The sequence below is a fragment of the Sporosarcina ureae genome (genome assembly GCF_002101375.1).
Classification (GTDB): domain Bacteria; phylum Bacillota; class Bacilli; order Bacillales_A; family Planococcaceae; genus Sporosarcina; species Sporosarcina ureae_B.
Window position 1 is genome coordinate 2,692,164 of sequence record NZ_CP015207.1, and the last position, 14,673, is coordinate 2,706,836.

Sequence of the window (14,673 nt, forward strand, 5' to 3'; positions counted from 1 at the left end):
AGAGGATGGTATAAATTGAAAATAGGAATAGTAGGGAACTACGGAAATGACAATAATGGCGATGAAGCCATTTTATTGAGTCTTATTTCACAAGTTACATCGACGTTCAATGTCCCAAGTGACGTCATTACGGTATTCAGCAATAACCCGAAGCAAACTGCGAAGCGCTATCAAGTAATGAGTGCACCTTTATATTATAAAAAAGGCAACGCAGTGAAAACGTTTGGTGCTACATACCTTCAAAACAAAAAGATTGTTAAAACCTTCGACTTGTTGATTATAGGTGGTGGCGGAATTCTAATGGATCTGTATAAACGCGAAGCACCATTATACGGATCATACGCTATGATGGCTAAAAATTCTGGTGTCCCTTATGTCATTTATGGCTGTGGGGCAGGACCTCTTAGCAGTGAGTTAGGCAAATGGTTCATCCGGTATATGAGCAAACATGCTGAAAGTATTTCAGTGAGAGATCCTGAATCCGCTGAATTATTGAAGTCAGTAGGCGTACAGAAACCTGTGGAAGTGATAGGGGATCCGGCATTTTCATTAAAACGTGAGCGCACAGTGACAGCTGATCGTCCGTTGAAAATCGGGATTACAGCTGTACCCTATTATCATGCTGGCTACTGGCCGGAAAGCAAAGAAGATATCTATCAACAATATATAGAAGGAATGGCGAGAAACTTAGATGAATTAGCGGCTAAACATCCTGTAGAAATCACATTCTTTGCTACAAAGTTCCCTCAAGATGCCGATGTTACGAAAGATATTCAATCCTTAATGAAGGAAGCTCAAAAAACGACTATAATCGATCGTAATTTATTACCAGTAGATTTACTGCAAATTTCTGCTGAACAAGATATAGTAATTGGCACAAGATTGCACTCGTTGATCTTAGCAACATGCACGGCAACACCTGTTATCGCGGTCTGCTACCATCATAAAGTGACAGACTTCATGAAACTTGCAGATCTATCAGATGTGGCGATTCCAATTGGTGAAATGCATACAGCGGACGATCACTTCACTAAAGCTTTTGATGCACTGGCAGTAGACTGGCAAGGTACATGTGCAAAAACCGCAGAACTTTCCGCTTCATTATATAAAGAAGCGATGAAAGGGACAAAACAATTTACGGACGCAATTAAAAAGAACAAATAAAAAAAGCATATGAAATGAGTCATATGCTCCGACTGAAGACCAACCGAGAATTACTTGGAATGGTGTTCAGTCTTTTTTATATTAAAAACCTAAAAGCGACCGCACTTCATTCACATACGTTTGACTAACTGGCAATTCCGTACCGTCTTTTAGTTTAATTACAAGATTCGAAGAAAAGTCTCGCGAAATCTTTTCAATACAATTCATATTAATAATGTATGAACGATGAATACGTAGGAAATACCGCGGCAAACGAAGGTGTAAATCTTTCAGCGTGAAACTAATATTATAATTCTCACCCGCTGTGTAAAACCATGTTTTCTTATGTAAACTTTCTACATAACTGACTTGGTCTAAAGGGATGGGGAACCACTCATCATCTTTCTTCCCGGTTAGGAACTGTAACTGAGCTTTTTTGAGTACGTGGAAGTTAGGCGGAAGGATAATGATTAACGCGCCATTTTCTCCCTGCACGTCAATAGGATAGCCAATACCGAAGTAAGACGTACCATAAAGGGAATTATCCATGACAACTTCCACTTTGCGCTGATCTTTGATCGTAACTTCCGCGATACTGCCCGTCTGGATATGCTGGCCTTCCTTCAAATGAATATCATGCATGCCTGGAACATAATAAATATACTGCTCAGATACTGCGATAGCTATAGACGCGTCTTTTGGAACCCAGTCTTCTAATACAGAAGCGTATTGATTCAGAATTTTCTTTGGGATATCGATATTTTCCATAATCTTCATAAAATCCCCTTTTTATATAATTTTATTCCAATGTATGCCCTTTCATCCATTCTACCATTCTTTCATCCTCTAAAAAAGCCTTTTTGTCGAAATGGACTGACAATTCTGAAGCACTGTTATATAGTAATACATAACGAAGATAGCTGTTATGAAACAGATTGTAACAGTTAGCCGTTGAAAAATTGGGAAGGTGTGAAGATAATGTCAACTAGACAAGAACAAATTGCACAACTGGAGAAAAGCTGGGCCGAGGATAGCCGTTGGAAAGGAATCAAACGTAACTACACTGCTGAGGATGTAGTTAAACTAAGAGGTTCACTTCTAATTCAAAATACACTAGCTGAAAAGGGTGCTGCTCGCCTTTGGGAATCTCTTCATGAAGAGGATTTCATTAATGCACTAGGTGCACTAACGGGTAACCAAGCAGTTCAACAAGTTAAAGCTGGTCTACAAGCTATTTATCTAAGCGGATGGCAAGTTGCTGCTGATGCAAACCTTGCAGGACAAATGTATCCTGACCAAAGTTTATATCCAGCAAACTCTGTACCTGCAGTTGTTAAGCGCATCAACCAAGCACTTCAACGTGCAGACCAAATCGACCATGCTGAAGGCCGTGAAGACGGATTTAATTGGTTCGCTCCAATCGTAGCTGACATGGAAGCTGGTTTCGGTGGTCCATTGAACGTGTTTGAATTGATGAAAGGCATGATCGAAGCTGGAGCTGCTGGTGTTCACTTGGAAGACCAATTAGCATCAGAAAAGAAATGTGGACACTTGGGTGGTAAAGTACTTCTTCCAACTCAAAACGCAGTTCGTAACCTTACAGCTGCACGTCTAGCTGCTGACGTACTAGGTGTTGATACAGTCATCATCGCTCGTACTGACGCTGACGCTGCGGATATGGTAACTAGCGACATCGATCCAATCGACGCTCCATTCATCACGGGAGAGCGCACGAACGAAGGATTCTTCAAAACTACACCAGGTATCAAACAAGCAATCGCACGTGGACTTGCTTATGCTGAATATGCTGATCTAGTATGGTGTGAAACTTCTCACCCATCACTTGAAGAAGCACAAGAATTCGCTGATGCAATTCACGCGAAATTCCCTGAAAAAATGCTTGCTTATAACTGTTCACCATCATTCAACTGGAAAGCGAATCTTGATCAAGAAACAATCGCGAAGTACCAAGTGGAGCTTGGTAAGATGGGCTACAAGTTCCAGTTCGTAACACTTGCTGGTTTCCACTCATTAAACCACAGCATGTTCGAATTGGCACATGGCTACAAAACTCGCGGAATGGCTGCTTACTCAGAGCTTCAGCAAGCTGAGTTTGAAAACGAATCAAAAGGATATACTGCTACTCGTCACCAACGTGAAGTTGGAACAGGTTACTTTGACGAAGTTACACAAGTTATCTCTGAAGGTCAATCTTCAACAACTGCTATGTCTGGTTCAACTGAAACAGCACAGTTCTAATAGTATAATTGCTTTACCGAATGTGACCTTTGGGAGAAAGTTTCATTCATTGCAACAAAGGGGTATTCATATGATAACGGGGTCACACCATCTTCAATTAGATAGTGTGAAGTGTGGAGGGAATTGGATATATACATCCAATCCCTCCTTTTCTTTTGATTGAAAAATTAAAATAGTTTGTATAGTATAGAAGATATGTACTTCATTAAGAGGAGGAATTAAATAATGAGAAATAAAGAAATGCTGTTAATCCCTGGACCCACACCAGTAGTCGATTCTATCTATGATGCAATGGCCAGTGAGACATGGTCACATACTGATCCGCGTTTTGTGAAAATCTATAAACATACTATTGATCAAACGAGAGAGATCTTTAATACAGACGGTGAAGTATTTGTAGTCGCCGGTTCAGGAACAATCGGAATGGAAATGGCGATTGTCAATACAGTTGCTGAAGGAGAAAAACTTCTCGTCGTTAGCCAAGGGTACTTCGGAGACCGTTTCATTAAATTGGGACAAGCATTCGGTATTCAAGTAGACGTATTACAATCCGAATGGGGTCAGCAAGTATCACCTAAGGAAATCGACCAGAAATTGTCTGAAGGGAATTATAAGGCAGTTACTGTGACGCACGCAGATACTTCCACTGGAGTAAGGATTGATTTGGAAGCAGTTGTGCCCGTTATTAAGAAGCATGGTGCTCTTGTTATTGTAGACGGCGTTTGTGCGACTACTGCAATGGATGAGGATATGAGTAAAGAATACGGTGGGGTAGGCAACACGATTGATATCGTCTTGACTGGATCCCAGAAAGCGATTGGAGTTCCACCAGGCATTGCGCTCGTAGCGTTTAATCAGAAAGCTTTGGAAGCTCGTGCCGCCATGGAGCGAGTGCAAGCTTACTATTGTGATATTTATAATTGGATTCCGATCATGCATGATCCTTCAAAATATTTCGCAACGCCTGCAGTCAACTTAGTGTATGCGTTAGAAGAGGGATTACGTATCGTATTGGAAGAAGGGCTAGACGCGAGAATTCAACGTCATCAAGCATTCGGTCGCGCTGTCCGACAGAGTCTAGCGGTCTATGGTATGAATGCGATTGCAACAGAAGAAGTGGCGGCACCAACATTGAGCTGTATTTTGTATCCTGAAGGTATTGATGACGGAAAGTTCCGTGCGGCTATGGCGGAGAAAGGGACAGTCCTATCCGGTTCACTCGCCCATTTAGCAGGCAAGGCGTTCCGTATCGGACATATGGGGAATACTACAGCGGATATGCTGGAGAAGGCAGTTATGCAAATTGGTGAAACGTTGAACGAGATGGGGCATGAAGTAGATATTTCTAAAGCGCAAAGTGTATTTGCGAAAGAAGTTAATCAGCTGATTGTCTAATAAAATGATCCGTTGTGAGGAGCTTGCTTCTTATAACGGTTTTTTAGTTTGGTAAGCGGCTAGTGATTGGAGCCACTTTCTTGCTGAGTCTACGACGGCAGATGTCATTGTTGGATTGCGATTCTGTTAGGAGTTTGTGGTTTCGCTAGCAATGTAAGTGTAATGCTCATTGTCCCCACTACGGCGCTGGTGGATGGCTTTCGCAAGGAGCCACAGACAGGAAGTGCGCCTGTCTCTGTCTCCTTACTTCGCCTACCACAGCAGGCGCCTTCGTTAGATAGTGTGTGGGGTAGTTTGGATAATTGTTTTAAATGGAAGTAGTGCTGTTGGATTACGTTACTGTTAGGAGTATGTGGTTTTGCTAGCAATGTAAGTGTAATGCTCATTGTCCCCACTACGGCGCTGGTGGATGGCTTTCGCAAGGAGCCACAGACAGGAAGTGCGCCTGTCTCTGTCTCCTTACTTCGCCTACCACAGCAGGCGCCTTCGTTAGATTGTGTGGGGCAGTTTGGATACTTGTTTTAAATGGAAGTAATGCTGTTGGATTACGTTTCTGTTAGGAGTATGTGGTTTTGCTAGCAATGTAAGTGTAATGCTCATTGCCCCCACTGCGGCGCTGGTGGATGGCTTTCGCAAGGAGCCACAGACAGGAAGTGCGCCTGTCTCTGTCTCCTTACTTCGCCTACCACAGCAGGCGCCTTCGTTAGATAGTGTGTAGGACAGTTCATACACTTCACTCGCAAGGAACAAGTGAACGCTATCACCATGTCACTGGTTTTCTTTTTACTAGAAACACAAACTAATTCATTACCCCACAGTAGCGCAGGCACAACTGCGGGGTAGGCCGTGGCCATGAGACAACTGGCAGCCCCATCGCCAGCTGGCTCATGGCTGTAGGCAATCCCCCACGTGCCTGCGCGGGTTCAGAAAGTGAACACTCGCTAACTTCAGAATCCAACAATAAGTCGAGCGACGTACCCAACAAAAGTGAGCAAGATGGGCAGTTGGGTAGTGGTTCTGCCAAAAGCGTTTCAAGGTTGCGTAATAGATGATGTCCCTTGTTTTGCTAGCATCTTCGCTGATAGGGTATAGGACACATTGTTCGCAAAAAACAAGTGATAGCAATCACAATGTCACTGGTTTTCTTTTTGCTAGAAACACAAACTAATTCATTTCCCTACAGTAGCGCAGGCACAACTGCGGGGTAGGCCGTGGCCATGAGACAACTGGCAGCCCTACCGCCAGCTGGCTCATGGCTGTAGGCAATCCCCCACGTGCCTGCGCGGGTCGAGAAAGCATACACACACTAATTTTAGTATCCAACAATCAGTCGAGCGACGTCCCCAACAAAAAGTGAGCAAGACGGGCAGCCATGTAATGGTTCTGCCAAAAGGGTTTCAAGGTTGCGTAATAGATGTTGTCCCTTGTTTTGCTAGCATCTTCGGGGCACTTCATTCGCAATAAACACTTGATCAGTATCACCATGTTGCTAGTTTTTCTTTGCTAGAAACACAAACTAATTCATTTCCCCAAAGTAGCACAGGCACAACTGCGGGGTAGGCCGTGGCCATGAGACAACTGGCAGCCCCATCGCCAGCTGGCTCATGGCTGTAGGCAATCCCCCACGTGCCTGCGCGGGTCGAGAAAGCATACACACACTAATTTTAGTATCCAACAACCAGTCGAGCGACGTCCCCAACAAAAAGTGAGCAAGAAATACATGTATCACAATGTCACTGGTTTTCTCTTTGCTAGAAACACAAACTAATTCATTACCCCAAAGTAGCACAGGCACAACTGCGGGGTAGGCCGTGGCCATGAGACAACTGGCAGCCCCATCGCCAGCTGGCTCATGGCTGGAGGCAATCCCCCACGTGCCTGCGCGGGTCCAGAAAGTGAACACTCGCTAACTTCAGTACCCAAAAATAAGTCGAGCGACGTCCCCAACAAAAAGTGAGCAAGAAATACATGATAGCTATCACAATGCCACTGTTTTTCTTTTTGTTAGAAACACAAACTAATTCATTTCCCCACGTGCCTGCGCGGGTCCAGAAAGTGAACACTTGCTAACTTCAGTACACAACAATCAATCGAGCGACGCTATTAACCGTGCTCTCCACAAAAACACACTATGTTTACACAACTGCGCTCGTACAATAAAAAAACCTCCTAGATACAACCTAGGAGGCGGATGACATTATTGCTTACTGTAATATTGATACAGACCTGTGTAGATCGCATCAGCATAAATATTCAAATACTGTTCACTTGTCAACTTCGAATAGTCCTGTGCATTTGTAATGAAGCCTAACTCCACAAGAACGGCAGCTACGTTATTATTTTTGATTACATAAAAACCTTTATTCTTTACACCACGATCAGACATATTCGCCTTTTGCACAATATTGCGCTGGATGAAAGAAGCTAAATCGCGACTTTCTGTTGCGTTTATGTTGGAAGAAGAGTCATAGAAGACTTCTGCTCCTTTTGCAGCAAAACCTGCTGCGTTCACATGAATGGAAACGAATGTTTCTGCAAAATTCTTCTTGGAGAAATCCGTACGAGCTTGAAGTGTGTAATACGTATCATTGGAACGCGTCATTAACACTTTAGCGCCAGCATTTTTTAACTTCGCTTCGACTTTCTTTGCAACTTTCAGTGTAATAGATTTTTCAGATGTGCCATTCTTACCAGTGCCTGGATCATGTCCGCCATGACCTGCATCGACAACAATAATACGATCTTTCAATGGATTACCCGTTTGATTCAACAACTTCAAATAGGTCTTGTGCACATAACCAGTTGTGCTACCAGCGCGAATCTTTGCCCAATATCCCGAAACGGACAAAATTTCTACTTTTTGGCCTGATTGAAGCTTCCCAACAGTAGGGGCACTCGAATTACCTGCAGAACGCATATTCAAATTATTAACCGTTACTTTACCCATTGTCTTCGCAACAGGCGTCGGTTTTGGTGTAGTGACAGGTGGTTTAGGTGTTGGTGTATCCGGTTTGACATCATTTAAATTAGGAGTCGTGAAGTATTCATGGATATAGCCTTCTAAACCATTGATATTGACTTTCAACCAAATGCCTTGCTTGCCTATTACTTCTACCACTGTACCGTTAGGCAACACATGGATAATAGCAGAAGACTCGGAAGGTGCGCTGCGTACGTTCAATGGATCTGAATCATCACCAGTTGCTACGCGCACATACTTCACGCTGGATTGTTGATCTGGAGTTTTAACAGTCAACGCAAACTGCTTGTCCATCGCACGTGCAACGAATAATGCGAATTGTTTACGTGTTAACAAATTATTTGGTAAGAATTTCTTGTTGTCGCCTTGTGTAATGCCTGCATAATACAAACCGTTGATCCGATCAACGTATTTGTGATTTTTCACATCATCCATACCTAAAGGTTTTTGGCTCGTTACTTTTTCAGATAAGTTAAATGCTACTGACATCGCGTATGCCATTTCATCCCGTTTAATTTCTTCATTCGGTTTGAAGTTGTTTGCGTCAGTATTAGGGAAGTATCCTTTTTGAAGAGCAATGTTAGCAAACTTGTATTGTTCGCTAGTTGGCTTCAGTCCGTTAATTTCCATGTTTTTCAACGGTGTATCTTGTGTTTCAGTTGCAATAACGAGCATTTTCGCAACATGTGAACGTCGTAAGTTATCTTGAGGATTGAATTTAGGTGTTTGATTAATAATACCTTTTTCCGCTATGTAATGGACTTCTTTGTAATATTCACTGTTGGCGGGGACGTCGGAAAACTTGAAGCTTGCAAATGACTGGAGAGGTGAGATAGCTAAGATGGTTAGCAGCAACAGACCAACTGTTGCCCATTTAATTTGTTTCATGAGATCCTCCTTAATATATAATGTATTACTAGACTCATAGGTTCATTTTACCAGTTATGAAAACTAATTACTAGATATTTTCGTCATGGTTCGTAAATTAGCAATATGACTATAATGATTCTTCATTACTATTTAAGGGATTGTGGTACAGAAGGGGGAGATAGAGCTGAATTCGGAGAAAACCGAATGTTCAAGTTTGAACATTCGGTAGGATAATTATTTATTAATACGATCGATGAATTTATTTAATTGCCCAATTGATACTTTATCTGACAAACCATATCTACCATCTAGGTAACCAGTCGTAATTTCATGGTAGAATAAAATGTTAATATATTCAGTCGCCCAGTGACCAGGAGGAACATCAGAGAATTTCGCAATAGCGGAACCTCTTAGTTCAAATGCTTGTACTAAAACTTTTGCCATTTGAGCGCGAGTTAATTCTTTCTTTGGATTGAAGTTACCTTCGTCACCAGAGAAAATATTTGCTTCTGCGACTGCGGATATTGCGTTGTAGTGAGGATTGGATTTATCTACGTCTTTAAATGTAACATTAGCCGTCGTCATATCCAGATCTAATTTTTCTGCAAGTACTTGTGCTATTTCACCGCGAGTTGCATACACAACTTCTTTAACAGGAGCAGACGCAGCTACCTTATCTTCTTCTTTACTTACATTATCAGTGAATTTCGCTACGCGTCGAGCACCGATATAACGGCTCTTCCAGTAGTATGGATCATCCAATGAGGAGATCATGACGCCTTTGCTCACAGAAGCGTGGATAAAGTTATTAGACCCTACATAGATGCCAACGTGTGATACGCCGCGACCTGATGTATTAAAGAATACTAAATCCCCAACTTCTAGATTGCTTTTAGAAATAGAAGTTCCGGTCGCCATTTGCTGCCCAGTCGTTCTTGGAATAGAAAGACCTTCTTCATTGAACACGTATTGAGTGAATCCTGAACAATCAAAAGCCGTTGGGGTTGCTCCACCTAAACGATAAGGTGTTCCCATATATTTTTTTGCAGTGCTTACTAATGATGTTGGTGAGTTTGCGGAAGCAAATTCTGGTACGAATGAAAAGAATAGTAGACTTGCCATGACCAGAGTTATTAGACGTTTCATGCTGTGCTCAAATTCCCCTTTCGCGCAATCATTGTTGCGCTTTGTAATCTAGGAACATGTTAGCACGAATAAACATGGGAATTATTACAATTATATTACAAGAAAATTACACGCTGACATATGATTGAAATGTTTATATAAATAACTACCGATATTTCTACTATAGAGAAGAAATAAAATAGTGAGTTAATTGCTGTTGCGCCTTTATATGCGCGTAGTATGTGGTATAATCATTCAACGTAGAAAAGAGCGTATTAGTTTATGTCAGTAAGTAATAAAGGATGAGTTATAAGTGTCTAAAGTAGTAGTATTTAGTAATATGTATCCTTCCGCTGAGCATCCTACCTTTGGAATCTTTGTCAAGAACCAAGTGGAGCAATTAAAAAAAGATGGCGTAGATATTAAAGTCATCGCCATACAGGATCCGGGTAAAGGAAAGATCGGAAAAATAGTCAAATATCTATCATGGGGAATAGAGTCCCTTCTATATGTTTTACAGCATAAAAAGAATATTAGTATTACACATGCGCATTACGCGTTTCCAACTGGACTGGTGTCATTGCTAGCGAAGAAATTATGGAAGATACCGTACGTAGTGACAATACATGGTGGAGATTTAGATAAAATGGCTAAGAAAAGTCCACGTATTGCGAAACTCACTCATCGTATTTTACAAGAGGCCTCGGAGGTTATCACGGTCGGTGAAAAGTTGCGAAATGATGTCATCCATGATTATGATATAGCTCCTAGCAAAGTAGAAGTCATGAGTATGGGTGTAGATACGCGTATCTTTAAGCCAATGGCTCAGGAGGAAGTTCGACTTTTATTGGACGTGCCTTTAAATGAACGTGTAGTACTCTTTGTGGGGAATGTGATCGAAGCAAAAGGCATTATGGAATTGATTGACGCATTTGAACAATTACAAGAGACGCATGAAGATCTTCTTCTATATATAGTAGGTTCACAAAAGGACCAGCGTTTTACGCAGGAAGTGAAGGACAAAGTCGGCAACAATTCGGGCATTCGCTTTAAAGGGCCTGTCAGCCAGACTGAACTCGCGAAATGGATGTCGGCAGCAGATCTTCTCGCGCTACCTTCTTATCATGAAGGTTTTGGCTTAGTAGCACTCGAAGCCCTTGCCTCAGGAGCCAAAGTCGTAGCGACGAATGTCGGGGGCTTACCGTATTTATTGAAAGACGATGTCGGAACATTAGTTGAGCCACGGAATGCGCAAGCCTTGGCTATGGGACTCGAGGAAGCACTTTCGAATGAAGTGACCAGAGAGCAACATGAAGTGACGCAACAAGTGATTCAGCAACATTCTTCATCAGAGATCGTCAAAAGGTTGAACGATATCTATGAACAGAATGGAAAGGGATCTTCCAAATGAGTAAATTATTCAAGATCATTGGCACTGTCGCCATCATTAATATTGTTGCCAGATTGTTTGGCTTCGGGCGCGAAGTCGTAATTGGCATACAATATGGTACTTCGACAGTGGCGGATGCCATCGCGACAGCGTATACGATTCCGAACTTCATTTATCTAGTGCTTGGTGGAGCGTTGACGACTGCCTTTATATCGATCTACCATTCGTCGAGTATGGATCGGCCATTATTTGTACGCAAAGCATTCACGACAGTCGTCATGACCGCCACACTTGTTACATTAGTAATTATCGTCTTGACGAATCCGATTCTGAATCTATTCTTTAAAGAGTTAAGTGATGAAGACTACACAGTAGTAAGAAATCTCTTCCTTTGGATGATGCCTTCTTCCATCGTATTGGTCATGTCGACATGGATGAGCGGTTTATTGAATATCAATGACCGTTTTCAGTTATCAAGTCTTGCCATCTTACTGTATAACGTAGCGTTTGTTGGAGTGGGCTTTGCGCTAACAAAATGGCTTGGACCTGAATCGTATGGTGTTGGTGCCATGGTCAGTGCCATCCTAATGGGGCTATTCCTGTATTGGGGTATCAAACGTGCAGATCTTTCCTCGCTGAAACCTTCATTTGGTATGCCTACGGATATTAAGAGAATGTGGTGGCTCGCCTTGCCGATTTTATTCGGTGGCGCTTCATTACAGTTCTACTTCATTATTCATCGTATTGCAGCGGGTGGGTTAGGGGAAGGTGCGATTTCTTCTATTAACTACGCATCGAAACTAACGGGCTTTCCACAAGCTATTCTAATGACAGCCGTAACGACGGTGATCTATCCAATGCTCGCGAAGAAAGAAGGCGAAGGGGATACGGGTACGGTCAAGGCGCTTTACAAGAAAGGAATGCTCTACATGGTCGCGTTACTATTGCCAGCGACGGTGTTCTGCTATTTCCTAGCTGAGCCGCTCATCCGTTTAGTATTCGGTTATGGGAATTTCGATGAGAAGTCCATTATGTTGACCGTGCCGGTGTTCAAAGTATTCGCTCTGTCGATGTTTTTCTTAGCGGCTAATACTTATATCACTCGATTTTATTATGCAAAAGGTAATTCGATCACACCTATTATCTTTAGTTTAATCAGCGTATTTGGAATTAATATCGGTATTATTTTTGCGTTTGTTGATCAGATTGGTGCGCAAGCCATTGCGTACGGTACTGTCGTCAGTGCGGCAGTGAACTTCCTTTTACTCGCCGGGTATGCTCGGTTTAAATGGAAGTTGTAATGATATGAAAAAAAGCTTTCACTCAGTAAGTTGAGTGGAAGCTTTTTTGTGGTTTTTTGGATTGTGTTTCCGTGAAATTTGCGCAAAAATCGGCATAGGATTGTGGTTCTTGCACGTACTCTTACTCTTACTGTTTCGTGTTTGATCACAGGATTGTCGTTTAGCTGGCAATGTAAGTGGCGAGATCATTGCATCCACTACGGCGCTGGTGGATGGCTTTCGCAATGAGCCACAGACAGGAAGTTCGCCTGTCTCAGATCTTCTTATTAGAACCACAAATTGAATAAATATTACTCAGTAGCACAGGCACAACTGCGGGGTAGGCCGTGGCCATGAGACATCTGGCAGCCCTACCGCCAGCTGGCTCATGGCTGGAGGCAATCCCCCACGTGCCTGTGCGAGTCCAGAAAGCAGATACGCACTATTTTCGATGCCAAACCTGACTCGAGCGACGATCCCAATGAAATGATTTACAGCATAAAGAAATTTTCTTCACCGATTTTGTCATATAAACCACTACGTTTGAACAAGCTCACTTTCTCAGGAGGGACTCGTTTAAAGATGAGTCGCTTGTTTTGGCGATCTGCTTCGTCGAGCATGGCGGAAAGAGCTGCTTCACCCGTTGCATCGATAGCTGTTAAATTTTTCATGTCTAAAATGATTGTGGTTTGTTCAAGATTCAATAATTCAGGGTATCGATCCTCGAAGTATTTCGCGGTACCGAAGAACAGTGGACCGGAGATTTTGAATTTGATCAGCTCAGATTCATTTCCCATAGACAACTTGAATTTTTCAACGTCAGACAGTTTACTCTTTTTAATATCCAATGAGCCACTCATTTTGCGTAAGAATGACAGGGCGGCGAGCAAGATTCCGACTTCGACTGCGATTGTCAAATTCACGAATATGGTCAAAAGGAAAGTTGTCAGTAACACAAGTGAATCACTTGAGCGTAACGAAGCGATTTGGGCAAAGGCTTTTCGTGAACTCATATTCCAAGCGACAAACATCAGAATGGGTGCCATTGCGGCCAACGGTATATAGGAAGCATAAGGTGCGAATAGTAATAGAAAAGCCAATACAAATAAACTTTGTATGATGCCAGAAATGGGACTGACCGCGCCTGAACCGATATTTGTGGCGGTACGTGCGATGGCGCCTGTGGCGGGGATTCCCCCGAATAATGGTGTAATGATATTAGCGATACCTTGACCAAATAATTCTTTCTTGGAATTATGCTTAGGTACATTACTTTTCATTCCGTCAGCCACAACTGCGGAAAGCAGAGATTCGATCGCACCAAGTGCAGCAATGATTAAAGCGGGCTGCCATAGATTCACCAGTTTGGCGAGCGTGATTTCTGGAAAATGAAAACTAGGTAAATGTTGTGGAATGCCACCATATGCTGTGCCGATTGTTTCCACTTTACCTGGGAAGAACAAAATCGAGCAGATAGTAGGAACTAACAGTGCAATAAGTAGTAATGGAACCTTTGGAGAGATTTTGGGTAAAAGAAAGATGACACCAAGACCGATTGTGGCAGTTAGGATACTAAATGTATTGATAGTATGAAAATGACGAGCGATTTCTACCATGCTTTCATGGAAGAACTCTTTTTTCTCCACTCCCGTCAAGCCAAAGAAGTTTTGGAACTGTCCAGTAAAGATAATGACTGCAATCCCCGCAGTGAATCCGATTGTCACCGATCGCGGGACGAAGTGAATGAGATTACTGACACCGAGAAAACTCATAATGACAAGAAGAATACCCGCGAGAAATCCGGCAAGTAGAAGATCTTCGTAACCGTATTGTAGTACGATAGCTAGTAATATGGGAATGAATGCGCCAGTAGGGCCGGCGATCTGGTAACGTGAACCACCAAGCAAGGCGACTAAAAGACCTGCGATGATCGTAGTATATAGCCCGTATTCTGGTTTGACGCCAGAAGCAATGGCAAAAGCCATCCCAAGTGGAATGGCCACAATTCCAACAGTAATCCCTGCTATCAAATCCTGCCGGAAGCCCGCTGCATTATAATTAAGATAACGTGGATCTTTGAACATATTTGTTCACTTCTTCCATTTTTAGTGTATATATACAACACTTATTATACGGTATGCATACGGCCTATACAAGGTGTGTATAAAGGGGGAGATGTATAAAAGTTCAATAATTGAAGAAGATAGTGTCGAACCGAATAATTGATTCGA

9 protein-coding genes are annotated in these 14,673 nt (G+C 42.5%); 5 read left to right on the forward strand and 4 right to left on the reverse strand.

What is annotated here, in order from left to right:
- Positions 1–15 precede the first annotated feature (15 nt).
- Positions 16–1,164, forward strand: a complete 1,149-nt coding sequence (locus SporoP8_RS13195; protein WP_085132935.1) for a polysaccharide pyruvyl transferase family protein — start codon at positions 16–18, stop codon at positions 1,162–1,164.
- A gap of 81 nt (positions 1,165–1,245) precedes the next feature.
- Here the strand turns inward: SporoP8_RS13195 and SporoP8_RS13200 are convergent, their stop codons facing one another.
- Positions 1,246–1,920: a LytTR family DNA-binding domain-containing protein gene (locus tag SporoP8_RS13200; RefSeq protein ID WP_232319160.1), complete on the reverse strand. Its 675-nt coding sequence runs from the start codon at positions 1,918–1,920 to the stop codon at positions 1,246–1,248.
- Positions 1,921–2,121: 201 nt separating this feature from the next.
- On the opposite strand from SporoP8_RS13200, the gene aceA reads away from it, so the two are divergent.
- Entirely contained in the window at positions 2,122–3,402 is a 1,281-nt protein-coding gene (aceA, locus tag SporoP8_RS13205) for an isocitrate lyase (protein ID WP_085132936.1), read from the forward strand.
- A gap of 225 nt (positions 3,403–3,627) precedes the next feature.
- The gene (locus SporoP8_RS13210; protein ID WP_085132937.1) at positions 3,628–4,797 is read left to right on the forward strand and encodes a pyridoxal-phosphate-dependent aminotransferase family protein; all 1,170 of its coding nucleotides are present in this window, start codon (positions 3,628–3,630) and stop codon (positions 4,795–4,797) included.
- A gap of 2,197 nt (positions 4,798–6,994) precedes the next feature.
- Here the strand turns inward: SporoP8_RS13210 and SporoP8_RS13220 are convergent.
- Positions 6,995–8,665, reverse strand: coding sequence for an N-acetylmuramoyl-L-alanine amidase (locus SporoP8_RS13220; RefSeq protein WP_085132939.1), 1,671 nt, complete (start codon positions 8,663–8,665; stop codon positions 6,995–6,997).
- Between the two features lie 216 nt (positions 8,666–8,881).
- The gene (locus SporoP8_RS13225) at positions 8,882–9,793 is read right to left on the reverse strand and encodes a C40 family peptidase (protein ID WP_085132940.1); all 912 of its coding nucleotides are present in this window, start codon (positions 9,791–9,793) and stop codon (positions 8,882–8,884) included.
- Positions 9,794–10,085: 292 nt separating this feature from the next.
- Between SporoP8_RS13225 and SporoP8_RS13230 the strand changes: the two genes are divergently transcribed.
- Positions 10,086–11,183, forward strand: a complete 1,098-nt coding sequence (locus SporoP8_RS13230) for a glycosyltransferase (RefSeq protein WP_085132941.1) — start codon at positions 10,086–10,088, stop codon at positions 11,181–11,183.
- On the forward strand, positions 11,180–12,463 hold the full coding sequence (murJ, locus tag SporoP8_RS13235; RefSeq protein WP_085132942.1) for a murein biosynthesis integral membrane protein MurJ: 1,284 nt from the start codon (positions 11,180–11,182) through the stop codon (positions 12,461–12,463). Before SporoP8_RS13230 ends, murJ begins: the two co-directional genes overlap by 4 nt.
- Before the next feature lie 470 nt (positions 12,464–12,933).
- Here murJ and SporoP8_RS13240 read toward each other — a convergent pair whose 3' ends face one another.
- On the reverse strand, positions 12,934–14,526 hold the full coding sequence (locus tag SporoP8_RS13240; protein WP_085132943.1) for a SulP family inorganic anion transporter: 1,593 nt from the start codon (positions 14,524–14,526) through the stop codon (positions 12,934–12,936).
- Positions 14,527–14,673: the final 147 nt, after the last annotated feature.

Coding starts and splice junctions, on each gene's coding strand:
- SporoP8_RS13200 (WP_232319160.1), bottom strand. CDS start 1,920: ATGAAGATTATGGAAAATATCGATATCCCAAAGAAAATTCTGAATCAA.
- aceA (WP_085132936.1), top strand. CDS start 2,122: ATGTCAACTAGACAAGAACAAATTGCACAACTGGAGAAAAGCTGGGCC.
- SporoP8_RS13210 (WP_085132937.1), top strand. CDS start 3,628: ATGAGAAATAAAGAAATGCTGTTAATCCCTGGACCCACACCAGTAGTC.
- SporoP8_RS13220 (WP_085132939.1), bottom strand. CDS start 8,665: ATGAAACAAATTAAATGGGCAACAGTTGGTCTGTTGCTGCTAACCATC.
- SporoP8_RS13225 (WP_085132940.1), bottom strand. CDS start 9,793: ATGAAACGTCTAATAACTCTGGTCATGGCAAGTCTACTATTCTTTTCA.
- murJ (WP_085132942.1), top strand. CDS start 11,180: ATGAGTAAATTATTCAAGATCATTGGCACTGTCGCCATCATTAATATT.
- SporoP8_RS13240 (WP_085132943.1), bottom strand. CDS start 14,526: ATGTTCAAAGATCCACGTTATCTTAATTATAATGCAGCGGGCTTCCGG.